At 66.2% G+C, this 25,340-nt stretch carries 19 protein-coding genes; 5 read left to right on the top strand and 14 right to left on the bottom strand.

Features of this window, described 5'->3' with window-relative positions:
- The first annotated feature begins 210 nt into the window (after positions 1 to 210).
- Positions 211 to 486 (top strand): hypothetical protein, encoded by a 276-nt coding sequence (locus LZC95_12370; GenBank protein ID WXA97626.1) that lies wholly within the window; start codon positions 211 to 213, stop codon positions 484 to 486.
- A 19-nt stretch (positions 487 to 505) separates the two neighbouring features.
- Here the strand turns inward: LZC95_12370 and LZC95_12365 are convergent, their stop codons facing one another.
- The 9 genes from LZC95_12365 to ndk form a co-directional block, all read right to left on the bottom strand.
- On the bottom strand, positions 506 to 742 hold the full coding sequence (locus tag LZC95_12365) for a hypothetical protein (protein WXA97625.1): 237 nt from the start codon (positions 740 to 742) through the stop codon (positions 506 to 508).
- 3 nt (positions 743 to 745) lie between these two features.
- The gene (locus LZC95_12360; protein ID WXA97624.1) at positions 746 to 1,195 is read right to left on the bottom strand and encodes a hypothetical protein; all 450 of its coding nucleotides are present in this window, start codon (positions 1,193 to 1,195) and stop codon (positions 746 to 748) included.
- Between the two features lie 28 nt (positions 1,196 to 1,223).
- Complete coding sequence (alaS, locus tag LZC95_12355; protein ID WXA97623.1) at positions 1,224 to 3,941, bottom strand: alanine--tRNA ligase; 2,718 nt, start codon at positions 3,939 to 3,941, stop codon at positions 1,224 to 1,226.
- A 99-nt stretch (positions 3,942 to 4,040) separates the two neighbouring features.
- Positions 4,041 to 5,150, bottom strand: coding sequence for a glycosyltransferase family 4 protein (locus LZC95_12350; protein ID WXA97622.1), 1,110 nt, complete (start codon positions 5,148 to 5,150; stop codon positions 4,041 to 4,043).
- 57 nt (positions 5,151 to 5,207) lie between these two features.
- Positions 5,208 to 6,032 (bottom strand): HEAT repeat domain-containing protein, encoded by an 825-nt coding sequence (locus LZC95_12345; GenBank protein ID WXA97621.1) that lies wholly within the window; start codon positions 6,030 to 6,032, stop codon positions 5,208 to 5,210.
- 99 nt (positions 6,033 to 6,131) lie between these two features.
- Positions 6,132 to 6,686, bottom strand: a complete 555-nt coding sequence (locus LZC95_12340) for a TlpA family protein disulfide reductase (protein WXA97620.1) — start codon at positions 6,684 to 6,686, stop codon at positions 6,132 to 6,134.
- A gap of 170 nt (positions 6,687 to 6,856) precedes the next feature.
- Positions 6,857 to 8,002, bottom strand: a complete 1,146-nt coding sequence (gene dapE, locus LZC95_12335; protein WXA97619.1) for a succinyl-diaminopimelate desuccinylase — start codon at positions 8,000 to 8,002, stop codon at positions 6,857 to 6,859.
- Positions 7,971 to 8,822, bottom strand: a complete 852-nt coding sequence (locus LZC95_12330) for a 2,3,4,5-tetrahydropyridine-2,6-dicarboxylate N-succinyltransferase (GenBank protein ID WXA97618.1) — start codon at positions 8,820 to 8,822, stop codon at positions 7,971 to 7,973. The genes dapE and LZC95_12330 overlap by 32 nt, the downstream gene beginning before the upstream one ends.
- A gap of 5 nt (positions 8,823 to 8,827) precedes the next feature.
- The gene (gene ndk, locus LZC95_12325) at positions 8,828 to 9,256 is read right to left on the bottom strand and encodes a nucleoside-diphosphate kinase (GenBank protein WXB00328.1); all 429 of its coding nucleotides are present in this window, start codon (positions 9,254 to 9,256) and stop codon (positions 8,828 to 8,830) included.
- A gap of 168 nt (positions 9,257 to 9,424) precedes the next feature.
- Between ndk and LZC95_12320 the strand changes: the two genes are divergently transcribed.
- Together LZC95_12320 and LZC95_12315 are read left to right on the top strand one after the other, a co-directional pair.
- Positions 9,425 to 10,984: an NAD(P)/FAD-dependent oxidoreductase gene (locus tag LZC95_12320; protein WXA97617.1), complete on the top strand. Its 1,560-nt coding sequence runs from the start codon at positions 9,425 to 9,427 to the stop codon at positions 10,982 to 10,984.
- Between the two features lie 66 nt (positions 10,985 to 11,050).
- Complete coding sequence (locus LZC95_12315) at positions 11,051 to 12,004, top strand: GGDEF domain-containing protein (GenBank protein ID WXA97616.1); 954 nt, start codon at positions 11,051 to 11,053, stop codon at positions 12,002 to 12,004.
- Between the two features lie 10 nt (positions 12,005 to 12,014).
- Here LZC95_12315 and LZC95_12310 read toward each other — a convergent pair whose 3' ends face one another.
- The 5 genes from LZC95_12310 to icd all read right to left on the bottom strand — a co-directional run bounded on the left by LZC95_12310 (position 12,015) and on the right by icd (position 17,579).
- Positions 12,015 to 13,001, bottom strand: a complete 987-nt coding sequence (locus tag LZC95_12310) for an NAD(P)-dependent oxidoreductase (protein ID WXA97615.1) — start codon at positions 12,999 to 13,001, stop codon at positions 12,015 to 12,017.
- Positions 12,998 to 13,924, bottom strand: coding sequence for a succinate--CoA ligase subunit alpha (gene sucD, locus LZC95_12305; GenBank protein ID WXA97614.1), 927 nt, complete (start codon positions 13,922 to 13,924; stop codon positions 12,998 to 13,000). The genes LZC95_12310 and sucD overlap by 4 nt, the downstream gene beginning before the upstream one ends.
- A gap of 32 nt (positions 13,925 to 13,956) precedes the next feature.
- The gene (gene sucC / locus LZC95_12300) at positions 13,957 to 15,156 is read right to left on the bottom strand and encodes an ADP-forming succinate--CoA ligase subunit beta (GenBank protein ID WXA97613.1); all 1,200 of its coding nucleotides are present in this window, start codon (positions 15,154 to 15,156) and stop codon (positions 13,957 to 13,959) included.
- Between the two features lie 132 nt (positions 15,157 to 15,288).
- Complete coding sequence (mdh, locus tag LZC95_12295; protein WXA97612.1) at positions 15,289 to 16,230, bottom strand: malate dehydrogenase; 942 nt, start codon at positions 16,228 to 16,230, stop codon at positions 15,289 to 15,291.
- A 35-nt stretch (positions 16,231 to 16,265) separates the two neighbouring features.
- Positions 16,266 to 17,579: an NADP-dependent isocitrate dehydrogenase gene (gene icd / locus LZC95_12290; GenBank protein WXA97611.1), complete on the bottom strand. Its 1,314-nt coding sequence runs from the start codon at positions 17,577 to 17,579 to the stop codon at positions 16,266 to 16,268.
- Between the two features lie 142 nt (positions 17,580 to 17,721).
- Between icd and LZC95_12285 the strand changes: the two genes are divergently transcribed.
- Positions 17,722 to 21,483, top strand: a complete 3,762-nt coding sequence (locus LZC95_12285) for a hypothetical protein (protein WXA97610.1) — start codon at positions 17,722 to 17,724, stop codon at positions 21,481 to 21,483.
- Positions 21,480 to 25,274: a hypothetical protein gene (locus LZC95_12280; protein ID WXA97609.1), complete on the top strand. Its 3,795-nt coding sequence runs from the start codon at positions 21,480 to 21,482 to the stop codon at positions 25,272 to 25,274. Before LZC95_12285 ends, LZC95_12280 begins: the two co-directional genes overlap by 4 nt.
- Positions 25,275 to 25,340: the final 66 nt, after the last annotated feature.

Below are 25,340 nucleotides of genomic sequence, written 5' to 3'. Positions count from 1 at the left end.
CCTTGGAAAGCGCCTTGTTCACCTCGTGCACGCCTCTTTTTCCGCTTGCGAAAGCCGCGCAGATCGCGGCGGTGTTGGCGACCCCCCGTTGCGTCCGCATGGGGTTTGCATAGTGCCCCGAATCTTTCGACCGCACTTGAAAATAGAACGACCGGTCGCAAAGTTGGCACCTTATTTGGACAACGATTGTCCCAGAGCTAAGCTGATTCCGTGGAACCGCCCGAGGTGCTCCGGGAACTCGAGAAGCTGGCCCGACGCCTCAACATCCGCGTGCGCCACGAACCGTTCGATCCGCGCGTGATCGAAGGCAAGGGCGGCCTGTGTTGGGTGCACGGCCGTCCGATCGTGATGCTCGATGGAGGCGCGCCAATTCTCGACAAAATTGGCGTGCTCGCCGAGGCGCTCGCGCGCTTCGACATCGTGCCGCTATACCTGCCGCCGGCCTTGCGCCAACACATCGAACGGCGCCGCGCCCGCACGGCCTGAGCGGGAGCTTCATTCCGCTTCATTCGGCAAGCTTGCGGATCGCGCCAACCCGCCGCTCGACCTCATTTGGCGGGAGGTAGATGCGGAGGCTGTCCTCGATGTACGGCAAGGCCTTGCGCAAGCCCTCGGGCGTCATGGTGTCGACGTTGACGTTGGCCCGTGCACACGCGCGGCGAAGGACGCCATCGACGAAGATGCGCGAGAGGCCGCTCGCGGAAAGCACCCGTTCGTAGAGGGTCGTCTTGCCGTTGGCCATGATTCACCCGCGCAGGAGGTAGCGCGCGCCGGCGCCCATCATGTCGGCGATGTAATCGGCGAAGTAGCCCATCAGCCAATCGATGGCCGCCGGACGCTGCTCGGGAGGAACCTCGGCGACCCAGTCGACGAGCAGTCCGGCCTGTGTCGCCACGGAAACGTGCACCAAGTAATCGATGGGCACGCCGCTCTTGAGCATGCCCTCGACGATGCTGTCGATGTACGCCTCACGGCGCACGGTGCCCGTTTTCATCACGGTCTCTTCGAACACCGCCAGGTAGCCGCGCGCCAGCTGCCGGTAATCTTCGTCGACCCACGGCGGCATCGGCAGATCGAACCGCCTGCGGGACTTGGGAACCGCTTTGCGGAGGGACTCGATCCACCCCTGCTCGTGTCCGCGTGCAATCTTCAAGAGGAGCATCGGGAGGTCGTCGTTGGCTTGCGTGCTCGCCACGATCCTCCCTTCTACCACTCCTGTATCCTTATGCGATGGCAGTGTAGAGGCTGCTCAATGCCTCATCGAGTTTGTCGGTCACTGTCCCACCTGCTTGGGCCATATCGGGACGGCCGCCGCCGGAGCCTCCGATGATCTTGGCCACGGGGCGAATGAGGTCGCCGGCCTTGTAGCGATCGATCAGCGACTTCGAGACGGTGAGGACGAGCGAGGCTTTCGGGCCTTTGACGGCGCCGACGAGCACGACGGCTTGGCCGAGTTTGTCGCGGAGCTTCTCGGCCATTTCGCGCAGGGTCGCGGGATCGTCCGTGTCGACTTTGACGGCGAGGACCTTGCCGCCGGGGATCTCGCGCGCGCTGCGCGTGAGCTCGTCGAGGCCACCGCCGGACGTACCGCCGGTGGCGATCTTGCGCTTCAGATCTTGGATCTCTTTTTCGAGCTGGCGCTCGTGCGTGGCGAGCTTTTCGACTTTGTCGGCGACGTCCGCGAGGCCGCTGCGGGCGAACTGCGCGACGGTGCGGAGGGTCTTCTCCATTTGGCGGAACTGCGCGAGCGCGTTGAGACCGGTCGCAGCCTCGAGGCGGCGAACGCCGGCGGCGACGCCGCCCTCGCTGAGGATCTTGAACAGGCCAATCTCGCCCAGCGCGTGGGCGTGCGTGCCTCCGCATAGCTCGACGGAGTCGCGGGTCATCGTGAGGACACGCACGACGTCGCCGTACTTCTCTTCGAAGATGGCGATCGCGCCTTTGGCCCGCGCTTGGTCCATGGAGAGGACCTCGGTCTCGATGGGGGCGTCGGTGAGGATCTTCGCGTTGACCAGGTCTTCGATGCGGGTGATCTCTTCGGGGGTCACCGCGCGGCCGTGCGAGAAGTCGAAGCGAAGGCGATCGGGCCCCACGAGCGAGCCCTTTTGCGCAGCCTGCTCGCCGAGTACCTGGCGAAGCGCCCAGTGGAGCAAGTGCGTGGCCGAGTGATTGCGGCGCGTGGCCGTGCGACGCTCGTGATCGACCTCGAGCTCGACGACATCGCCGACCTTGATTTCGCCCGCGGTAACCTTGCCGCGGTGGGCGATGAGGCCCTCGATGGGCTTCTGCGTGTCCTCTACCGTGAACGCACCGCCCTTGCCACGGATGCCACCGCGATCGCCGACTTGGCCGCCCGCCTCACCGTAGAACGGCGTGACGTCCGTGATGATCGCCACCGCGTCGCCGGATTTCGCCGACGGGACCAGAGTGCTGCCCTGGACGATGGCGACGACCTTCCCCTCGCCTTCTTCGTGATCGTAGCCGGTGAAGCGCACGGCACCGCCCACGGCGCCGATGGCTTCGCGCCACACGGATTCGACGACGGCTTCGTCGTTGAGTTTCGATTCCTGGCTGCGAAGGCGCTGCTCCTCCAAGGCCTTGTCGTAGCCCTCCTTGTCGACGTTGATTCCGCGCTCGGCCGCGATGACCTCGGTGAGGTCGACCGGGAAGCCGTACGTGTCGTAAAGCTTGAACGCCGTGGGGCCGGGCAAGGTGTTCGCCCCGGCGGTGCGAACGGTGGCGATTTCCTCGTCGAGGATGCGAAGGCCGCGCTCGAGCGTCTGCCGAAAGCGAATCTCTTCTTGCTCGGCTTGCGTCGCGATGAGGTCCTTGCGGCGAACGAGCTCGGGGTACTGCTCGCCCATGAGTTTCACCACCTCGAGCGCAACCTCGTGCAGGAACGGGCGCTCGATGCCGAGGCGGTGACCATGTCGGATCGCGCGGCGCATGACGCGGCGAAGAACGTACTCGCGGCCGTTGCGATCGGGCAGGACGCCCTCGGCCATGAGAAAAGCCGTGGTGCGCGCGTGGTCGGCGATGACGCGCATCGAGACGTCGTCGTCCGCTTGCGAGGCGCGATAGGCCTTGCCCGAGATGGATGCGGCCTTGTCGACGAGCGCGCGCATCAAGTCGCTGTCGTAATTGGAGAACTTGCCCTGAAGGACGCTGGCGATGCGCTCGAGGCCCATACCGGTGTCGACGCACGGCGCGGGCAGCTTCTCGAGGAGGGCTTGGCCGTCGGGGCCGAGGCTCCGCTCGAACTGCATGAAGACCAGGTTCCAGATCTCCATCCAGCCGTGGCCGGCTTCGTTGGGCTCTTCGTTGAAGCGGGCGAGATCGGGGCTCTCACCTGGAGCGCCGAGGTAATAGTGAATCTCGGAGCACGGGCCGCAGGGACCGGTGTCGCCCATCTGCCAGAAGTTGTCCTTCATGCCGAGGCCGAAGATGCGCTCGTCGCCAAAGCCGGTGACCTTGCGCCAGATGGCCCGAGCCTCGTCGTCCGCCGCGATGCCGCCTTCGCCGCCGAAGACGCTGACCACGAGGCGGTCCTTCGGGAGGCCGTAGACGTTGGTGAGCAGATCCCAAGCGTACGCGATGGCCTCTTCCTTGAAGTAGTCGCCAAAGCTGAAGTTGCCGAGCATCTCGAAGAAGGTGTGGTGGCGTGCGGTGACGCCCACGTTCTCGAGATCGTTGTGCTTGCCGGAGATGCGGATGCACTTCTGGCTGGAGGTGGCGCGCTTGTACGGGCGAACGTCCTTGCCGGTGAACACGTCCTTGAACTGGACCATGCCGGCGTTGGCGAACATCAGCGTGGGATCGTTGGCGGGCACCAGCGGGCCGCTGGCACAGACTTCGTGCCCCCTCTTGCCAAAGAACTCGAGAAACGTGCGCCGGACTTCCGACGCGGGATGCAGGATTTTTTCGCCGCCCACGGTGCTCATTGTACCGGGGCATTTAGCACGTTTCGACCCGCTCCCGCTCCTGCTCCCGCTCCCGAGACTCAGAAGAATCGGGAGCGGGATCGGGAGCGGGAGGGGGAATCAGCGCCGGAGCTGTTCGTAGAGCTCGTCGTAGAGCGCGGCCACGACGGGCGGGGCGAAGCGCTCCGCATAAAGGGCGCGGGCGCGCTGGGGACGATCCGAGCCGTCGCGAAGGATGGCGACCGCCGTTCGGGCAAGGGCATCGGCATCGCCGGGGTCGACGAAATCGGCGGCGGAAAGTGCCTCGAGCGGGCCGCCGCGGGCGAGGATCATCGGAATGCCCAGGGACAGGGCCTCGAGCAGGACGATGGGCAGGTCGACTTTGCCGTAGAGATCATCCACCGGGAAAAGCACGGCCGAGGCGGCGGCGAGGAGCGGGATGATATCGGCCATCTGGCCGACGTGGCGCGTGCGGTGGAGGAGGTGGGCGTCGGCCAAGATGCGTTCGACGCTGGCCCGGGCCTCCTGCGCGCGCGGCGTTTTCGGGCGGCACGCGAAGACGACGCGCGCCTCGGGCACCGCCCGCACGATGGCGGCCACGGAACGGGCCACGGTTTCGGCGCCGTGCGAAACCTCGTAATCGCCTGGGTAGAGGAGAATGGGCCCAGAGCCCAGGTCGAGCTCCTCACGAAGCTGCGTGATTTCGGCCGGCGCCACGGCCCGAGGTGCGGCGCTGCACGGCGGGATGACGCGCAGTTTCGAGCCCTCGACGCCCTCGGCGAGAAGGCGCGCGCGCGTCCACTCGGTGAGGGCGACGACGGCGTCGCCGAAGAGCAACGAGGGCGCGAGCTCGAAGCGACGCGGGGCACTGGCAATGGTCTGCACGACGTGCCCGTTCCAGCCGAGCGTGCGCCGAGTTGCAATCGACACGCGCGCCGCGGTCGAGGAGGCCACGTTGGGCGCGAAGACGAAGTGCCACACGTCATGCCCGCGATCGGACAAGAGACGCCGCACGACGCGCGCATTGGTGAGCACGCCGGGCGAGAAGCCACCCGGCTCCCGATAAATGGGATCCGACACGACGCGCCCGCCCAGCGGCGCCGCCCGTTCCGTCGTCATCACCGTGGGCCGCGCACGCGTAAGGTGCATTGCGATGTCGCGAACCAGGTTTTTCGAGCCATCGTGCCACGGCGGCACGATGGGCTTCGAGACGAACAGGACGTGTTTCAAAATGGGCTCCCGCTCCCCTTTGACCAAAGATTGAATTCTTTGGGAAGGAAAAGCGAGCTACTGCAGGGCTTGCGAAAACCCGCGATCGGCGTTGCGCATGGCACTTTCCACGGCGCCGTCGACGGCTTGATCTTGAAGCGCGAAGACGCGCTGTTCGTTGACCAGCGAGCGGGCGGTGCCGATGCTCATGGCGTTGCCGGTGAGCGATGCGCGGAGCGAATGCTCGGGCACTTTGCGCACGCTGAAGTCGACCTGCGCGGAGAATCCCACGGTGCCGTTGGCCTGCGTCTGCTGCGTCATGCGCACGAGCGTGCCGTCGATGACGAGCACCGGCACGTGCTGCTCGCTCGCGCGGCGGGCGGCCGTCTGCGGATCCGGCGCCAGGAACGCGCCCGGCACACTGGCGGCGCGTTCGCGGGCGGCCGAGCGAAGCACCTGCCCGAGTTGATCGCCACGCGAACCTCCCACGCCGGAGGCATTGCGCATGGAGCCGAGTTGCAACACGTACTTGGCGCTGCCCTTCGCAGCTTTGCCGCCGCCACCGCCGCCGCGCAAGGTGGCCAGCGACCCTTCGAGCTGCGTGCGCACGCTGGCGGCCCCCTCCGTCTCGAGATGTTGCTCGAGCGCCGGAATGGCCGCCGCGTCGCCGTACGATCCCAGCGCAGCCGCTGCAGCGGCCCTTACCGCGGGATGTGGATCGGACAGCGCCTTCTCGAGGAGCTGACGTCCGTCCGGTGGCTTGGTACGACCAATGACGAGAGCCGCGCCGAGTCGCACACGAAAGTCGTCCGCCTTCGTGATCTCACGGCGCGCAGCCGCCAGGTCCTGGGCAGGCGACACGTGTACATTCGCGGTCAGCAGCAGCAAGGACGTGAGTCCCACGAGGCAACGGCGAAAAATACGGGAGCGCCTGCGAATCATCCTCGAACGACCGTCCTCTTCTCACGCTGCGGGCGCTGCCGAACGAGGACGGAGCGAAACTCAGAGAAGGCTCTTGATTTCCTTCTCGAGCTCGTCCTCTTCACCATCATGATAGCCGAGATGGACGAAGCGCACGACGCCTTTTCGGTCGACCACGAACGAAGAGGGCATGCTCTTGGGCTCCCACTTCTTCGCGATGTTCTTCCCGTCATCCCACCCTATCGCGAACTTGGCACCGTAGGTCGTACCGAAGTCCTGGATGTCTTTGCTCTTCTCGTCGTCTTCCGAGACCGCGACGATCTCGAAGCCGTTCGACTTGTACTTCGTGTGAAGCCCCTGCAGCTTCGGGAAGGATTTTTTGCAGGGCTCGCACCACGTTGCCCAGAAATCGACGAGAACCACCTTGCCTTCGAGGCCTTTGAACGAGATTTTCCCTTGTCCGTTCACCGATTCGACGGCGAAATCCGGACCGGGAGCTCCAACCAACGAGTGCGCACCTTCCGCGCCGCCCGTTTTGGCTTCGCCACCTTCTCCACCCGTCCCTCCACCACCGCACGCGCCGAGCGCGGAGGAGAGCACGGCCACCAGCACGAAACGGAACAATGAAGTCTTCATGCGTTGGGGTTTAGCACGCGTTTTTCTGCAGAAAATCCGGTAAAAAACAGACCAGGGTGGTGGATCCTGCGAAACCCGTGCCCCCCTCGCCTGCCGGTCGCCGCAGCCCAATACCGAAAAGGCCGAGCGTTAACGCGGGTTTCCCAATGGGCCAATCGCGCGAAAGCCGCTTAGAGCGATAACAACCAGCGCTTCATGATTTGAAATCCGTCGTGCATCAGCGCGAGGGATGTCGATTCGTTCTTCTGATGAGCCTGCGCATTTTCACCGGGACCGAAGTTGACCGCCGGAATTCCGCGCGCCGCGAACCGTGCCACATCGGTCCAGGCTTGCTTCGGCTCCACCGATTTCACACCAGCTTCGATCAACTTGGCAATCAACGGATGGTTGCCATTGGGCGGGGCGGCAGGGCTCCGGTCGGTGATTTCGATGCGCGGCTCGGGGCCGTCCCAGCCGTGCTCGTGCGCGGGGCCAATCACCAGGGCGCGCAGGCGGGCCTCGGCGTCCTCGATGGAGACGTCGGGCGGAAATCGGTAATTCAGGTTGAGCGAGAAGACGTCGGGCACGACGTTGCGTCCGCGGCCCCCATCCTTGGCCTGCGTGACGGTAACGACACCGCGGTAGGTGTGGCCGTCGAGGACGTGGTCGTCGGGCTGAAGCTTTCCCAGCTCCGTGAGCAGCGCCGCCGCCTTCACGATGGCGTTGTCGCCCTGCCAGGGGCGCGAGCTGTGCGCCGTCCGGCCTTCGAAGGTCACGGTGGCGTGCAACGAGCCATTGCAACCGAGTTGCAGGCGATTGTCCGACGGCTCCAGGCACACCGCGAGATCGACGGTGCCGAGTTCGGGATCTTGCTCGAGCACGGGGCCGAGTTCATTGTCCGCGAAAGGTCCCTCTTCCTTCGCGTAGAAGACCAGGGTGACGTCGCACGGAAGCAGGGGTCGCGTGGTTTCGGCCAAGGCGATCATCACCGCGAGACCGCTCTTCATGTCCGCCGCGCCGGCGCCGTAAATGCGATCGCCGTCGATGCGTGCGGGGCCATTTTCGGTGCGCACCGTATCGAGGTGGCCCACCAGCGCGATGTGCGGCGGGCGCTCGCCGCCCATGGATCGGCGACCGCGCGTCAGCGGGACGACGATGGAATTGCCGTAACGGCGAATGGGCCCGGCGAGCTCCTCCTTCTGGAGCCGCGCTTGCACGGCGTCGCAAATGGCGTCCTCCTCGCCGATGGGCGAAGGGATTGCACAAAGCCAGAGGAGCGTTTCGTCGAGTGCGCCGGAGAAGACGTCAAACGGGGACGTTAAAATCACGGAGCGCATCGTTCAGACTTACCTTCCGATCCGTACTCGGGTTTCGCTTCCCGATGATGAGCGCACAAGGTATCGCGAAGTCCCCAGCAGGGAAACGCTTGGTGCGGCTTCCCGGAATGACCACGCTGCGTGCAGGGACGTGGCCTTTTCGCTCGATGGGGGTCGAGCCCGTTACGTCGATGATGGTCGTGGATGCCGTGAGCACCACACCGGAGCCAATGACGGCCTCGCGTCCAACGCGGACACCTTCGACGACGACGACACGCGATCCAATGAAGGCGCCATCTTCCACGATGACCGGGCTGGCGCCCGGGGGCTCCAACACGCCGCCGATGCCCACGCCGCCGGACAGATGGACGTCTTTGCCAATCTGCGCGCACGAGCCCACGGTGGCCCACGTATCGACCATGGTGCGCTCGCCCACGCGCGCGCCGATGTTCACGTAACCGGGCATGACGATGCAGCCCGATTCGAGGAACGCGCCATAGCGAACCACACCGGGCGGCACCACGCGCACGCCCGCGGCCTGGTAATTCTTTTTCAGCGGAATCTTGTCGTAAAATTCGAAGGGACCGACGTCGTGGGTCTCCATCTTTTGCACGGCGAAGAAAAGCAGGATGGCCTGCTTCACCCAGCTATGCGTCACCCACGAGCCGTCTTCTTCGCCTTCTGCACCCGAGGTGGGCGGCGAGGCGACGCGAAGTTCACCGCGATCGAGCGCGGCGATGGTGTCCAACACCGCTTTGACGGTGGCGGGATCTTCGAGTCGTTTGCGATCGGCGAAGGCAGCCTCGATGAGAGGCCGCGACGTCTCGTGGGTGGTGGCCATGTTCGTTACGCCGTAGGGGAAACGAGCGAGCCGGGGAAGTAGTACGAGATTTCGATCTTCGCGTTCTCGAGGCTGTCGGAGCCGTGAACGGCGTTCTCGCCGACGCTGCTGCCGAACAGCTTGCGGAGGGTGCCGGCATCGGCCTTCGCGGGATCCGTTGCGCCCATCACTTTGCGGTAGGCGTTCACGGCGTCTTCACGCTCGAGCACGGCGATGACCACCGGCGAACGCGTCATGAACTCGACCAATTCGCCGAAGAACGGACGCGCCTTGTGCACGGCGTAGAAGCCTTCGGCTTCGGCGCGCGTGAGGTGCGTGCGGCGCAGGGCCAGGATCTTGAAACCCGCCTCTTCGAGGTGGGCGAGAATTGCGCCGGTGCGGTTCTTTTCGACGGCGTCGGGCTTGATGATGGAAAGTGTCCTCTCGACGGGCATGGGGCGCCTTTTACGAGATGGATCGGGAAAGTGCAACCGGCCCAGTGCGTCTTCTTCCCCCGTGCCCGTGCCCGTGCCCGTGCCCGTGCCCGGCAGGAGATCGGGCACGGGCACGGGCACGGGCACGGGCACGTGTACGTGTGGGGAGGAGAGAGCTAGACTTGACTCATGGCAGACTCTTGGGACGCAATCGTGGTGGGTGCCGGACACAACGGGCTCGTGTCCGCGCTTCTTTTGGCGCGCGCGGGGCTGAAGGTGCGGGTGCTGGAAGACAAAGGGGTGGTCGGCGGGGCAGCGCGCACGGAGCATCCCTTCAAGAAGGCGCCGAACCTGGGCATGTCGACGGGCGCCTACCTGCTCGGGCTCATGCCGCCCGAGTTGATTCAGAAGCTCGGCGTGGAGATGCCCGTCGTGCGGCGCGACCCGCATTACTTCCTGCCCACCGAAGGCAAACGCTATTTGCTTTTCGGGTCGAACCAGGCGCAGACCAAAGAGCAGTTCGTCTCGTTTTTCTCGGAGGCGGATTGGCGTGCCAACGTGGCGATGCAGGAAGAGATCGCGCAGATCCGCGAGGACGTCGCGCCGACGTTTCTGCAGGAGCCGCTCACCATCGAGGAGACGGCGGAGAAGTACATCCGGCCGAAGCTCCGCTCGGTGTTCGTCGATCTATGCCGCAAGCCGGTGAACGAGTACCTGGCGCGCTTCCAGTTCAAGAGCGACTTGGTGAAGGCCATGTACGCCGTGACCGACGGCTTTTCCGGGCTCACCGGCTCGTGGGATACGCCAGGCACGGGGATGAATTTCCTCGTCCACAACATGTGCCGCCTGCCCGGCTCCGAGGGCACGTGGATGATCGTGCGCGGGGGCATGGGCACGGTGACGGGGCGCTTGGCCGAGGCCGCGCGCAAGCACGGTGCGCGCATCGACGTGAACGCCGGGGTGAGCAAGCTGATCCTCGAGGGCGGCGTCGCCAAGGGCGTGGTGCTGCACGATGGGACCGAGGTCCGCGCGGGGGTCGTCGTGTGCAACGCGGACCCGTTCCGGATGCGCCAGCTCGTGGGGCGTGAAGCGCTGCCGGGCGACTACAACACGCGGCTCGACGAGTACGGGAAGAAGACGGGCACGACCATGAAGGTGAACCTCGCCCTGCGCGGGCTGCCCAAGTTCACCTGTCTGCCGGAAGATCGCGGGCAGTACGGCGCCACGATCCATTTGCTGCCCAGCGAAGATCGGGTGATCGAGTCGCTCCGGACGGGCTTTGCCGACGTGCAGCAGGGCAAGCTCGCCGAGTTTCCGACCATCGAGTGGTACATCCACACCACGGTCGACCCGTCGCTGCAGGACGCGGAGGGGAACCACAATTCCGCTCTATTCGTGCAATGGGTGCCACGCGAGCTTCGCGGCACGACGTGGGAGGCCGAGGAATCGCGCTATGTGGCGCACCTGCTGTCGATCTGCGACCGCTTCGCACCCGGAACGTCGGATCTCGTGGTGGATACGTTCCCGCTGCACCCGCAGAAAATCGAGCAGCACTTCGGCATCACCCATGGGCACATCCATCACGTCGACAATTCGTTCGGCTTCGCCGATCGGCTCCCCTACGTGACGCCCATCGCCGGGCTCTATTCCTGCAGCGCTGGCTGTCACCCCGCAGGATCGGTGATTGGCGCGGCTGGACACAACGCGGCCATGCGCGTGCTAGGCGATCTCGGGCGCGCGGCTCAATAGCAAAACGGACCGCGGAATCGAGGAATCCACCTTTACAGAAGGGCCAACTGAACGGATCCTTAGGCCATGTCGGGTCCTCGTGACCGGGATGGTGGGACATCGCAGCGTTCCCAAACGCTCATCGTGCAGGCGCCCGAGTCGATCAAGCGCACTCGTTCCAAGGCGGTGTTGACCACCGCCACGGGCACGCAAACTGCGCGCGTTCACGTCCTCGCCCCAGCGGAAATCGTGACGATGGGGCGCGGGGACGATTGTACGTTGCGCTTCGACGACGCCAGCGTTTCGGGCAGCCACGCGCGCATTCTGATGGTGGGCGGCGAATACGTCTTCGCCGACAATCGCTCCACGAACGGCAGCTACGTGAACGACGTCCGCATCGACGGCGCCGTGCCGCTCAAGGATGGCGATCGCATTCGGCTGGGGCCGCATTGCATGCTGCGCTTCAATGTCGTCGACGATGACGAGGAAGCCGCCCTCAAGCGCATGTACGAGGCCGCCCTCTACGATGGGCTCACGAAGGTGTACAACCGCAAGCACCTCGAGGAGCGGCTCGACGTGGAGGTCGCTTTCGCGATCCGCCATGCGACGGAGCTGTCGGTGATTTTGCTCGACGTCGATCACTTCAAAAAGGTGAACGATACGTACGGGCATTTGGCGGGTGATGCGGTGCTGCGCACGGCGGCGCAGGTCATGTCGCACGGGTTGCGCCAGGAGGATCTGCTCGCACGTTACGGAGGCGAGGAGTTCGTCGTGGTGGCGCGCGGCACGGCGGTGGCGAATGCGACGCTCGTGGCGGACCGTTTGCGCAATTCGATTGCCGCGACGATGATTCCCTTCGAGGAGCACTTGCTCCACGTCACCGTGAGCGCCGGCGTGGCCTCGCTGCGCGATTGCGGTCCGCGCATCGAGAAGGCCACGCCAACGAGCGTCCCCTCGCTGAAAACGAGCCTCCTCGGCGCCGCCGATCAGAGGCTCTACGCCGCCAAGCAGGCAGGCCGCAATCGCGTGATTGGCGCTTGAGCGAAGCTTCTTAATCGACCGGGTACGGGCCGTGCTCGAAGGTCTCGGCGTGGTAGCCCTTCGCGCCCACCTCTCGGGCCAATTCGCTGCGGGGCTCGCGGCCGTGGCGCAGGCAATCGACGACGTAGGCGAAGTCGTAACGCGGGCGCCAGCCCAGCTCCGTGCGCGCGCGCTCATTGACGTACACGCGCTCGATGCCCGGGAACATCTTCCAACCGCGCTTCGCGTACTCCTCGGCGAACTCCGGAACATGGCGCGCCACGACGGCGGCGGCATCGCGCTGGAGATCGACGAGATCGCCCTGCGTGAAGGGCGTGGTGGCGCTGATGATGTACTTGCGAAAGCCGAGCGCGCGCGCCTTGTCGATCGCGAGAAGGTGCGCGCTGACGATGTCCTCGATGTCGACGCGGCGGTAGAGGAACTCGTTGGCCTTCGCGTTGCCGTCTTCGTACGCTTCGCGCGTGCCCTTGTGGTCATCTTCCTCGGGGAAGAAGCGCGAGGTCCGCAGCACGAGGCAAGGCAGGCCGAGGTTTCGCTGAAAGAGCTCGCACAGGTTTTCCGCTGCGAGCTTCGTCACGCCGTAAATGTTCTTCGGAATGGGGACCACGTCCTCCGTGATCCACGTGGCGGGCTCCCCCGGCGCCGGCGTCAGCGCGCGGCCAAAGGTGCTCGTGGTGCTCGTGAAGATGAAGGCACCCACACGGGCGGCCACCGATTCCTCGAGCAGGTTCAACGTCCCCGTGACATTCGTGTCCACGAAGGCCTGGCGCGTGTGCGTCGCCACGTGCGGCTTGTGCAGTGTCGCCGCGTGCAGCACGGCGTCCACGCCCTCCAGGGTGCGCTTCACCAGGGCCCGATCCAGGATCGAGCCCGTGACATCCGTGAAGGGCGACGCTGCGATGTCGAGCCCAATGACCTGGTGGTCCGGGTGCTTTCGCAGCGTGCGCACGAGCGCCTCGCCCAGATGGCCGGCGCTCCCTGTAACGAGAATTCTCACTTCATCATGGATTGCAGCGTGACGGCCATGTCGCTCGGCGTCGGTGCGACTTTGGCGCCTGCTGCTTCGAGGGCGCGGATCTTCTCGGCAGCCGTACCTTTGCCACCGGCAATGATGGCGCCTGCATGGCCCATGCGCTTGCCCGGCGGGGCAGTCGTGCCGGCGATGAACGCCGCGACGGGTTTGGTCATTTTCGTCTTGATGAACTCGGCCGCGCGCTCCTCGGCGCCGCCGCCGATTTCACCGATGAGGATGACGCCGTGCGTATCCGGATCGGCCTGGAAGAGTGTGAGCACGTCCACGAAGTCCATGCCCGCAACCGGATCGCCGCCGATGCCGATGCACGTCGATTGCCCGATGCCGAGCGCGGTCAGCTGACCGACGGCCTCGTACGTGAGCGTGCCGGAGCGGGAGACGACGCCAATGTTGCCGGCTTTGTGAATGTGGCCCGGCATGATGCCGATCTTGCAGGCCTCCGGCGTGATGATGCCGGGGCAGTTCGGTCCGATGAGGCGCGGGATCTCCCCTCCGGTCGCCGTTCGCTCGGCCTGCAGCGCTTCGAGGAAGCGGCGCACCTTGATCATGTCGATGGCCGGGATGCCCTCGGTGATGCACACCACGAGCTTGCAGCCCGCATCGAAGGCCTCGACGATCGCGTCGGCGGCGCCGGGCGGCGGCACGAAGATGCAGCTCGTGTCCGCGCCGGTCTTCGCCACGGCTTCGGCAACGGTGTCGAAGACGGGAACCTGCACGGTTTTGCCCGCGTGATCCTTCGCCTCGAACTTCTCACCACCGCGCGTCGGCGTACACCCGGCGACGACGTTGGTGCCGTATTCGATCATCTGCTTCGCGTGAAACGATCCCGCACCACCGGTGATCCCTTGCACGAGCACGCGCGTTTGTTTGCCAACCAGAATGCTCATCGTGAAGTTCTCCTAGTTTTCCGCGTGGGGGATCAACCGGCAATCGCGCGCACGATCTTCTGCGCGCCGTCGGCCATGTCGTTGGCCGCCGAGATGGCCAGGCCGCTTTCGTTGAGGATTTTGCGCCCGAGCTCCACGTTAGTGCCCTCGAGGCGAACGACCAGCGGCACCTTCAGGCCGAGATCCTTGGCCGCGGCAACGACGCCGGCTGCGATGACGTCGCATTTCATGATGCCGCCGAAGATGTTGACGAAGATGGCCTTCACCTTGCTGCTGGAGAGGATCATCTTGAACGCCTTGGTGACCTGCTCCTGCGTGGCGCCACCGCCCACGTCGAGGAAGTTCGCCGGCGCAACGCCGCTCTTCGCGCCGTAGTGCTTGATGATGTCCATCGTGGCCATGGCCAGGCCGGCGCCGTTGACCAGACAGCCGACGTTGCCATCGAGCGAAACGTAGTTGAGGCCTGCCTGCTTCGCCTCGAGCTCCACCGGGTCTTCCTCGGCCGCGTCGCGCAGCTCGTCCCAGTTCGGGTGGCGGTAGTCGCCGCTGTCGTCGAAGTTGATCTTCGCGTCGAGCGCGACGATGTCGCCGCTCTTGGTGACCACGAGCGGGTTGATCTCGAGCAGCGAGCAGTCTTCCTTCACGAAGAGCTCGTACAGCGAAGAGACGAGCTTCACGAACTGGCTCACCGTCTCTTTCTTGTGCTTCAAGAGGCCTAGGCCGAACGCCAGCTGGCGCGCCTGGAAGGGCAAGAGACCCACGACGGGGTCGACGTGCACCTTGAGAATCTTTTCCGGCGTTTCCTCGGCGACCTTCTCGATTTCGACGCCGCCTTCGGTCGAGGCCATGAAGGCAATGCGCCGGCGATCGCGATCGACCACCGCACCGACGTACAGCTCGCGCTCGATGTCGAGCCCCTGCTCGATGTACAGGCGGCGAACCTTCTGCCCTTCGGGACCGGTTTGATGCGTGACCAACTGCATGCCGAGGATCTTCTCGGCGAGCTGCCGCGCCTCCGCGGCGCCATTCTTGGCGACCTTCACGCCGCCGCCCTTCCCTCGCCCGCCGGCGTGGATCTGGGCTTTCACCACCACGACGTTCTTCCCCGTTTCCGCGACCAATCGCGTGGCGGCCGCCTCGGCCTCCTCCAACGTGAACGCGGGATAACCTTTGGGGATCGGCACCCCGTACTTTTGGAAGATCTGCTTCCCTTGGTACTCGTGAATTTTCATAGAGGGCTCCGGTGGCGAATAATCCTACCCGTACACGTGCCCGTGCCCGTGCCCGTCCCCGATCCCCTGCCGATCTCCTTGAAGATCGGGCACGGGCACGGGCACGGGCACGTGTACGGGCTCAAAATCTAACTAGCTGGCCTTCTTCACGACGTCGATCACGCTTTGGACGCTCTTGGCGCTCTTCTCGAGCATGGCCTTCTCGTCCGCGGTGAGTTCGACTTGGACGATCTTCTCCACGCCCTTGCCGCCGATGATGACGGGGACGCCCATGAAGATGTCCTTGTAGCCGTACTCGCCGTCGAGGTAGACGGCGCTCGGCAGAAGGCGCTTTTGGTCGAGGAGGTACGACTCGGCCATCGCCACCGCCGACGTGGCCGGCGCGTAGTAGGCGCTGGTGCCCATGAGGCCGACGATCTCGCCGCCGCCCTTGCGGGTGCGATCGACGATGGCGTCGAGCTTCTCTTTGGCAATCAGCTGGCGCACGGGAAGTCCGTTGATCGTGCAGCAGCCGAGGACCGGAACCATGTCGTCGCCGTGGCCGCCGAGCACCGTGGTGCGCACGTCCTTCACGCTGACGCCAGCCTCGCGGGCCAAGAAGAGCTGCAGGCGCGCGGAGTCGAGCACGCCGGCCATGCCCACGACCTTCTCCTTCGGGGCGCCGACGACGCGCTTGTACTCGTAGACCATCGCGTCGAGCGGGTTGGAGATGACGATGACGAAGGCATCGGGACACACGCGCTTCGCGTTGCTGGCGACGTCGCGGATGATGGGCAGGTTGATCGCCACGAGGTCATCGCGGCTCTGGCCCGGCTTGCGCGGAACGCCTGCCGTGATGATGAGAACGTCCGCACCTTTCAGGTCGTCCCAGTTCGAGCTGCCCTTGATGTGCGAGTCGTAGCCGAGGACTGCGCCGTTTTGCTCGAGGTCGAGCGCCTTGCCCTTGGCGAAGTTTTCCTTGGCCGGGATGTCGAACAGAACGACGTCCCCGAGCTCCTTGTTCGCCACGAGGCGCGCGAGCTCACCACCGATGTTGCCCGCGCCAATCAGACCGATTTTCTTGCGAGTAGGCATTGCCGTTTCTCCTTACTTAGAAATCTCGCGAGCGCTCACATGTGCTCGATGATGTTGTCGCCGAAAGCGCTGCACGCGATCTCGGTGGCGCCTTCCGTGAGGCGGGCGAAATCATACGTCACGCGACGGCTGCCGATGGCGCCATCCATGCCCTTGAGGACGAGGTCGGCCGCCTCGGTCCAGCCGAGGTGGCGGAGCATCATCTCACCGGAGAGGATGACGCTGCCGGGGTTGACCTTGTCCAGATCGGCGTACTTGGGCGCCGTGCCGTGCGTGGCCTCGAAGATGGCGTGGCCGCTGACGTAGTTGATGTTGCCGCCGGGCGCGATGCCGATGCCGCCGACCTGCGCCGCGAGCGCGTCGGAGAGGTAGTCGCCGTTCAAATTCAACGTGGCAATGACGTCGAACTCCTTGGGGCGCGTGAGGACCTGCTGCAACGTGATGTCCGCGATGGCGTCCTTGACGAGGATCTTGCCGCTCGCGAGGGCGGCCTTCTGCTCCGCGTTCGCGGCGTCTTCGCCCTTGGCTTCCTTGGTCTTCTCCCAGGTGGCCCAGGTGTAGACCTTGTCGCCGAATTCGCGATCGGCGAGGGCGTAGCCCCACTTCATGAAGGCACCCTCGGTGAACTTCATGATGTTGCCCTTGTGCACGAACGTGACGCTCTTGCGCTTGTTCTTGATGGCGTACTCGATGGCCGCGCGCGCGAGGCGCTCCGAGCCTTCGCGGCTGACCGGCTTGAGGCCGACGCCGGCCGTGCCGGGGAAGCGAACCTTCTTGTAGGCCGCCGGGAATTCCTTCTCGAAGAAGGCGAGGACCTTCTTGGCCTGCTCGCTCTCGGCTTCGAACTCGATGCCGGCGTAGATGTCTTCCGTGTTCTCGCGGAAGATGACCATGTCCACGTTCTCCGGTGCCTTCACCGGGCTGGGCACGCCCTTGAACCAGCGCACCGGACGGAGACACACGTAGAGATCGAGAAGCTGGCGCAGCTCGACATTGAGCGAGCGGATGCCACCACCGATCGGCGTGGTGAGCGGGCCCTTGATGCCCACGAGGTACTTACGGAAGGACTCCACCGTCTCCTGCGGGAGCCAGGTGTTGAACTTCGTGAAAGCCTTCTCGCCCGCGTAAACCTCGTACCAAGCGATCTTGCGCTTCCCACCGTACGCCTTTTCCACGGCGGCATCGAGCACGCGCACCGACGCGCGCCAGATATCGCGCCCCGTTCCGTCGCCTTCGATGAACGGCAGAATCGGGTTGTTCGGCACGATGAGCTTGTGATCTGCCCCCATGGTGATCGGCTCACCCTGGGAAGGAGGCGCAAAACGGGGAGAAGCGGTATCGGACGACATGGACTCTCCTTCTAGTGACGTTATGTCGTGGGCTGGATGAATGACGTCGGGATGGGCCGAGCGCGTAGCATGCGGATAATCTCCGCTCAAGGCTCTCGTAGGGTCACTCCTATACTAAGGTGCATGGTGAAACCGAGGGTCGATGCGCTTTACTCCGTATAAGTGCCGCTATTTGCTTGCTCCTGCGGCGTTTTTCCTAAGTACCCTTTCGCTATTTCCGGCGCCCCCGCCCGCCCGCGCCGCTGACGCCAAAGACGCAGGCCCACGCTGGATCGCCGCCACCCCCGATCCGATGGCGAGCCAAGCTGTAGCGCGCGCGCTCGCGGCCAAGGGACCTGCCGCGGAGCGGGAAGCGATCGCCGCCATGGCCATCTTGGTGAAGCTTTCGGGCCGCGCATCGAACGGGCACGTTCGCACGCTGCTCGAAGGGCTCTCGCGCAACACGACGTGGGCCGTGGGCGATGACGTGCGCGCAGAAGCCGCGCTGCTCGCGCGTTCGTTGGCGCCCGACGAGGGAACCGACGCAGGCATCCGCGCGGATCGGGCAGCGGGCATTTTGACCGACGTTTCGGTGCTCGGGCCCTTTCGAGATACGGGCGGCGGGCTCGATGCGCACGATGGGCCGGAAGGGCCAGGCGGATCGTTTGCAGATACACGGACCAAATATTCGTGGGGCGCCTTCGAGGTAGCCTGGCGCATGGTACCCCCGTCGTACGCGACGGCGTCGGGTGTGCCTCTGGATCTGTTCATTCATCCGCGCAAGGAGAGCTGCACCTGGGTGACGTCGCGCGTGCAGAGCGACAAGGCCGAGGTGCTGACGGTGCGCGTGGCCTCGAGCGGGCAAGTGCGGCTCATGTTCGACGGAACCGAGGTGGCGCGCAGCGAAGACGTGCACGCGTCGGCGGTGCTCGATCGGCTGGCGGCGCGCGTGCAGGCGAGCGCGGGCTCGCACTTGGTGGCCGCGAAGGTCTGCAGCGGGGCGCTGGAGGACGATGGGCGCGTGCGCTTGCGGGTGACACGCGACGCGGCAACGACGAAGGGCCCCGTGACGACGCCGCTGGCGCGGACCTTGGCGACCAAGGACCGCGATCTGGATGCGATGGTGGACGCGGCGGTGGCGCGCACGTTCGGCGGGGCCGATGATTTGAAGAGCCCCCGCGCGCCGGGGCTCCTCGATGCGATCACGCGCGCGCCCAAGGTGGATGCGGACCGGCTCGCGCTGGCTGGGTGGATGGCGCCGTCGGGCTCGAACCGCAGCGGATGGCTCCAGCGTGCCCTCGAACGGGCCGAGCAAAGCAACGACGAACCGACGCGCGCCTTCGTGCAGCGCCGGCAGGTGGCCGAGCATCTGCGGGCCAAAATGGCCGATTGGGCGATGGCCGCCCTGCGCGGGGCCAAGCTCGTGGAGGCGCCGGATCCCGAGGCGGTGCTCCTGCGCGCCGAGACGTACGATGCCCTGGGCTCCGAGGCGATGCGCCTCACCGCGATGGTCGAGGCGAAGAAGGCCGTCGATCGCGAGCCGGACAAGGTGCCCACAGCGCTCTTGGTGAAGCTTTTGTCGCTCACGTCGGGCCCCGATGCGGGACGGGCGGCGAGCCTGTCGGCGCTGCTGGCGAAACGCGGGTACGTGGGCCAAGGCTATTTGAAGGCCGAAAGCCTGCGCGGTAGCAAGGCAGGGGCGGCGGCGGCGCAGGCGATCTTCGCGCGAGGGCTGGAAGATCCCGACGACGGCGTGCGCATCGCACGCGCGGTATCGGCGCTGGGAGAACACGAGGCGTCGCGGGCGCTGTTCGCCAAATTGGTTGCCTGGGCACCAAATCGATCCGAGGCGTGGGCGGGGCTGGCGGCGGAGACAGCGGCGGTCGATCCAAAGGCCAACGTCGTGGGTGCGCTGCAGCGGGCACGCGATCTTTCCCCGGGCGATGCGAAGTACCGCGCCGAGCTGGCCCTGCGGCGCACGGGCACGAAAGAAGAGCGCGAGGCTGCGAGCGACGAGAGGTACATCGTGCCGTCGCAGACCGTGCTCTCGCGCCGGCAAGGTGCTCCCAAGGCGGGCACCGTCCCCGATGTGGAGGATCGGCAGCTGTACTGGCTGCGCGCGGTGGTCACCCATGCGGACAAGCGCGTATCGCAGTTGATTCAGTACGGGCGCGAGATCGTCATCGCGCCGCGGACGCAGGACGAGCTGTTCGAAGAGATCCCCGCCGAGGGCGATCTCACCGAGATTCTGCGGGCACGCGTCCACCGCAAGGATGGCGGCACGGCATTCCCGGTGGAGGAGCACAACGAGGGCACGCGCCCGCGCATCCGCTGGCCCGAGCTCGCACCCGGAGACGTCGTGGAGGTGGTGATCCGCACCTGGACGAGCCGCCCCATCGGCGGGCGCGGCGATGCGCCGTTCTACTTCCTCGATTACTCGGGCGCGCCGTCGACGCACCCGTTGGCGTACAACGAGGTGGTCGTCGACACCTCGAAGGAACATCCGATTTACCTCGACGTGGTGCAGCCGAAATGGCTGAACGGCCTTCGCGATCGCTCGTGGGCCGGCCGCCGCGAAGAGCGCGACGAAAATGGGCGGCACATTACGCGGCTCATTTGGCAAAACCCGATCATCGTGCCGGAGGAGCCGCTCGCGCCGGCGCTGAGCGAGACGGTGCCCTTGGTGGTGGGCTCTTCGTTCAAAGATTGGGACGCCTTCCGCAGTTGGTACCGCGAGGCCGTGCGCGGCTTCACGGAGCCAGACGACGAGGTGCGCCGCATCGCCGCGGAGCTCACCAAGGGCAAGACCACGCGCGAGGCGAAGCTCAAAGCGCTCTTCGACTTCGTGGCCGACGACATCCGCTACGTGAATTACGTGAGCGGCGAGTGGTGGCTGCCGAACCGCCCGCAGCAGCTGCTCGCACGACGCGAGGGCGACTGCGACGACAAGGCGATCTTGCTCATCACGTTGCTGCGCTCCGTGGGCATCGACGCGCAGGAGGTCATGGTGCAAACCCGGCAGACCGGGCAGCCCTCGGTGGTGCGCGCGAAGAACGCGGCGGTGCCCATGTTCGATCACGGCATCGCGTTTTTGCCCGGCCCGAACGGCGGGCGGTACCTCGATGCCACGAGCCCGCAATCGCGTCTCGGGCCCATCCCGGCGATGGATGCACGCGCGGTGGCGTTGCGCATGGATAGCGGGCCAGCGGAAATCGTGGAGCTGCCTTCGAGCTCGCCGGACGATCACGGCGCCGACGTGAATTGGACCATCACCTTGCACCCCGATGGATCGGGCGATTTGCTCGGTGAAGAGAAGCACGTTGGCGACGGCGCGTTCTGGTTGCGCACGTACCTGACGCAGGCGGATGCGCGCTCGCAGTACGTGGAAAACAGCTTGGTCGCGGGTTGGTTTCCCACCGTGCAAGTGGACAACAAGGTTGACTTCGACGGCGAGCGACCGAATGGCGAGGCCTGGGTGCGGTATCGCGCGCACTCCGACGGACTCGCGCGGCACGAACCGAACGAGCTCGTGGTGCCGCTCTCGCCGAGCATGACCCTTTCGTCGAACCTGGCGCCGCTGGTGAAGCGCACCTTGCCGGTGTGGCTGCCGTCGCATCTGGCACCGAGCCGGCAGCGGCGCACGATCAAAATCGTGGCACCGCCGGGGTTCACGTGGGGCGAGCTGCCGCCCGGCGGCAAGGTGAGCGGCGGCGACTTCGGTAGCGCGTCGCTCGAGATTGGCAAGGATCCGCGCGATCCGCGGGCGGTGCTCATTCGACGCACCGTGGTGTTCGACAAGAGCCAAATACCGGTGGAGCAATACGAAGCGTGGCGATCGTTCCTTTTGCAGACGGATGCGTTGATGCACAAGAGCGTGCGCCTCACCGAGCCCTCCCAGCTCCATACAAAGGCGGTGGCAAAATGAGGGCGCTCGCATGGTTGGCGGTGCCGCTGCTGGCAGCGGCCTGCGCGGGCAAAACGCCGCAGGCGCAGACGCCGGCGAGCGATCGCAGCGCGATTTCGAAGGTGGTGAACGCCACGCGCGAGGAAGCGCTGGGCGATCCCAACCGCGCGAAGCGGATGCACCTCGATGCCCTGGAGGGCCTGCCCACGGCGACGGACCCGTGGCACCCGATCCTCGTGCAAGCGTCGCTGGATGCGTTGGTGGTGCGGCGCATTTCCGCTCTGCAGGAGCTCACCGAGGAAGCGGGGCTCGTCTACCGTACGCACGAGGCCAAGGATCCCGTGGCCGAGCGGCTGCCGCGCATCTACGAGAAGATCGCTGGACCGTTCGGCAAAGGCCTGGTGGCGCGCGCCCTCGAAGACATGGCGGTGCACGATGGCGATTGGGAAACCGCCGAGCGGTGGCGATCGCGAAGCGGCTGCGCGCGGGAGGCCACCGTGGTGGGCCCCCTGGCGTGGGCCTCGATCACCGGCGTGAGGGAGAAGGATCCGCTGGAGGCCTTCGACGCGCCGCTCGCCGCACGGTACGAACCCGTAGGGCCGTTCGCGACGCCGCCGGTGCCGATTGCAGTCCGCGGGCACGGGTGCAACATCGATCTGTCGGCACCGAGCACGGATCGCGGGGTGCGCGATGTGGTGGTGGACCTGAAGGTGCCCGCAGCCGGAACCATCGGCGTGGCGCTGCGTGCATCGAGCGCGGCCACGTTGCGGGTGGGTGGCAAGCTCGTGATCGAGCGGCCCTACGAACTGGGCGACAACGCCGTGGTCCGCATGGCGTACGTGAAGGTCGAGCGAGGCACCGTGCGGGTGGTGGCCCGCATTGGAACGACCGAGGACAACGAGACCGTCGAAATCGACGCGTGGGACGCCTCGGGCCAGCCGCTCGTCGCGCATGCTCCGTCGCCCGGAGAGCGGGCAACGGCGCGGGCCGTCGAGGGAGAGATGATCCCTTACCCGGCGGCGCGAACGGCGGAGGAAAAAGTGGCGCTCGCGCTCGGCGCGATGGGCGCGAACGATGGGCGCACCGCCGAGCGGGTTCTCTCGGAGAGCGCGCGGGGCGCTGCGGCGACCCCCGAGACCTTGCTCGTGTATGCGCGCGCGGTGGATACCGCCCTGGATCTGCCGGCGGTGTATCGATCGGAGCGCGCACGGGCGGCGTACGAGCGACTGCTCGAGGCCTGGCCTGGCGCGTGGGAGGCGGTGCTCTCGCATGCGGTGCTGGCGGGCGTGCGGCGCGGTCAGGGCGAGGCGCGCATCGAGACGTTGCGCGATCTGGATGCCCATCGCGGCAAGGTCGGAGCGGCGGGTGCCGCGGTGCTGGACGCGTTCGATGCGGCCGAGAGCGCGCGCGATGCCTTGTTCGATCGGGCGCGGACGGCGCTGGAGCGGGCGAAGTCCCTCGAGGGCACTGCGCTTCTCCATGAAGCCAAGCGCGTGGCCATCGAACGAGGCCCCTTGGAGCGCGTGCGCTTCGCGTGCAGCGAGGCCCCGCCGAATGATCGCTCGGACCTCACGTGCTACGACGCCCTGCGCGCCACCGGCGATGTGAAAGGTGCCGCCGTGGAGCTGGAGCGCCTGCGCCGGCTCTTCGGCGCGCCGGACATCTACCTCGCGCTTTCCTTGCGCGATGCACTCATCGCCGGAGACCGTGGCGCGGCCCAAGCCGCGTACCAGGCGATGCTGCCCGGCGAACGCACATTGCACGGGCTGACCAGCACGCGCGCACTGGAGAACTCGTGGCGCACCGGCTCGTGGCCCATTCCGAGCGTCGCGCTGGACAAGAACCTGGTGCGCGATCTCCTGGCCCTCGCGCCCGACGCACGCGATGCCCCCTTCGGTGTCGCACCGCTTTTGCTCGCGGCGGGAGAGGATCCCTTCGCGCCGTTCGCCGGCGTCGCCGAGCGGGCCGTGGCGGCGGATCGCGCGCAGCCCATCATGGCCCACGCGGCCACAGTCGTGTTGGCCCACGACGAGCGTTACGACATCGATCCGCGCGGCCTGGTGCACTACCGCATGCTCGACGTGCGGCGCGTGAGCGGCACCACCGACGTGGAGTCCAACGCACAGGCCGCCCCCGCGGCCATTCAGGGCAAAACGTCGGGCCGCGTGCTCCGGCGGCGCATTTTCAAGAAGGACGGGCGCATCCTCGAGCCGGACGCCACGCCCAACGCCGCGCAGTCCCATGCCGATCTCGCGCAGCTCGAACAAGGCGACACGGTGGAGGCGATCTACGAGGGCTGGGCCCTTCCCAGTGAGACCGGCGACATCGGCATCGACACGCCGGACCTTCTGCCCGAGCGCACGGCCATCGCGAACGCCTCCATCGAGATCCGCCTGCCCAAGGCGCTGAAGGTCGCGATGTGGAGCCATCCGCTCCTGGGCAAGGCCGCGCAAAGCGAAGAAGGCGGCCGCAAGACGCTGCGCTGGTCGCTCAAGGATCGCGCGGGCCGCCGCCAGGAAGACGGCACGCCGAAGATGGACCGCAACGTCGCCGTGAGCCTCTCCACGACATCGTGGGGCGAGGTCGCGCGCGCCCTGCGCGAGACGCTCGCCTCGTTCGACGAGCACGATCCCGAGGTCACCGCCTGGGCGCGCGAAGCCGCAAAAGGCAAAACTCCGTCACGCGATCTGGTGGCCGCGGTGGTGGAGGCTGCGGGCACGACGGTGCGCGAAGCCTCGCAGGGTGTGCTCAGTGATTTTGCCGTGGGCGGGACGCAAGGTCCGCAGCAGAACACCGCGCGCACGATCCTCACGGAGCACGAGGGAAGCCGCACGTGGCTCATCGTGCGCGCGCTGCGCGAGCTGGGCGTCCCTGCACGCATCGCCATCGCCGAGGACGAACCTTACAGCGCCGACCCGAATTTCCCGCCCGAGTTCGGGCGCTTCTCGCACCCGCTGGCCGTCGCCCGCGTGCCCAATGGAAAGGGCGGCTTCGAGGACGTGTGGATCGATGCCGACGTCCCCGGCCCTCCCCTTCCCGCGGGGCGCATCTCGCCCGAGCTGCGCGGCCGCATGATGCTCGACCAAGACGGAAAAATGGTCGCCATCTCCGCGACGTCGGCGGGCGCGGGCGCGGCATCGGCGGAGAGTGAACGCGACGAGGTGGACGTGCGCCTCGTCCTCGACGACAAGGGGGACGCGAAGGGAAGCTTCCGCGCGACCTTGCGCGGGCGCGCGGCGCAAGACATCGCCGAGGCGCTGGTGCGTGTCGTCGGCGTCGAGCGACAGCGCGCGCTGCGCAACGTCGTCCTCGCCTGGGTGCCGTTTGCAAGCGTGGACGATGTCGCGTTGTCGTCGACGGAGGGAAGCTGGCAGGTGTCCTTGCGCGCGGACATTCGCGTCGGTGGTTATGCGCAGGTGGAGGGTGCGAAGCGCTCGTGGGTGCTTCCCGGCGTGGCGCCGATTCACGTGGTCTTCCCGCGTGCCTTCGTGACGACCCTCGGTTCGGCTTATGCCAGCGTGGGCGCGCGAGAAGATGCGCTGGCCATCAATCGGGCGATGCAGTACCACGCGCATTGGCGCATCGAATTGCCCAAAACCGCGAAGGTGCTCTCGAAACCGGCACCGTTCGAGCTGAAAACGGGCCCTCTCGACGCGCAGCGTCGGCTTTCGGTGGAAGGATCCGTTCTGGAAGACGATTTCGTCCTTTCCCTCGCGACCTCGACCATTTCCAAAGGCCAGTACGGGGCCTTCGTTGCCAATGCGCACCGCACGGACGACGCGTTTCTGGCCAGCACCCGGATTGCGCCGTAGCGCCTTGGTCCTGTAGGGTGTGAATTCCCTACCCGCCTCCAGGCCCCCACCCGCCCGGATGAGGGA

This window comes from Sorangiineae bacterium MSr12523 (genome assembly GCA_037157775.1).
Taxonomy (GTDB): domain Bacteria; phylum Myxococcota_A; class Polyangia; order Polyangiales; family Polyangiaceae; genus Pendulispora; species Pendulispora brunnea.
This window is presented reverse-complemented; position numbering and strand designations above follow the sequence as displayed.

Bases quoted from the DNA above. Each gene is read 5' to 3' on its own strand.
- LZC95_12365 (WXA97625.1), bottom strand. From the start codon at position 742: ATGGCCAACGGCAAGACGACCCTCTACGAACGGGTGCTTTCCGCGAGC.
- alaS (WXA97623.1), bottom strand. From the start codon at position 3,941: ATGAGCACCGTGGGCGGCGAAAAAATCCTGCATCCCGCGTCGGAAGTC.
- LZC95_12340 (WXA97620.1), bottom strand. From the start codon at position 6,686: ATGAAGACTTCATTGTTCCGTTTCGTGCTGGTGGCCGTGCTCTCCTCC.
- dapE (WXA97619.1), bottom strand. From the start codon at position 8,002: ATGCGCTCCGTGATTTTAACGTCCCCGTTTGACGTCTTCTCCGGCGCA.
- LZC95_12330 (WXA97618.1), bottom strand. From the start codon at position 8,822: ATGGCCACCACCCACGAGACGTCGCGGCCTCTCATCGAGGCTGCCTTC.
- ndk (WXB00328.1), bottom strand. From the start codon at position 9,256: ATGCCCGTCGAGAGGACACTTTCCATCATCAAGCCCGACGCCGTCGAA.
- LZC95_12320 (WXA97617.1), top strand. From the start codon at position 9,425: ATGGCAGACTCTTGGGACGCAATCGTGGTGGGTGCCGGACACAACGGG.
- LZC95_12315 (WXA97616.1), top strand. From the start codon at position 11,051: ATGTCGGGTCCTCGTGACCGGGATGGTGGGACATCGCAGCGTTCCCAA.
- sucD (WXA97614.1), bottom strand. From the start codon at position 13,924: ATGAGCATTCTGGTTGGCAAACAAACGCGCGTGCTCGTGCAAGGGATC.
- sucC (WXA97613.1), bottom strand. From the start codon at position 15,156: ATGAAAATTCACGAGTACCAAGGGAAGCAGATCTTCCAAAAGTACGGG.
- mdh (WXA97612.1), bottom strand. From the start codon at position 16,230: ATGCCTACTCGCAAGAAAATCGGTCTGATTGGCGCGGGCAACATCGGT.
- icd (WXA97611.1), bottom strand. From the start codon at position 17,579: ATGTCGTCCGATACCGCTTCTCCCCGTTTTGCGCCTCCTTCCCAGGGT.
- LZC95_12285 (WXA97610.1), top strand. From the start codon at position 17,722: ATGCGCTTTACTCCGTATAAGTGCCGCTATTTGCTTGCTCCTGCGGCG.
- LZC95_12280 (WXA97609.1), top strand. From the start codon at position 21,480: ATGAGGGCGCTCGCATGGTTGGCGGTGCCGCTGCTGGCAGCGGCCTGC.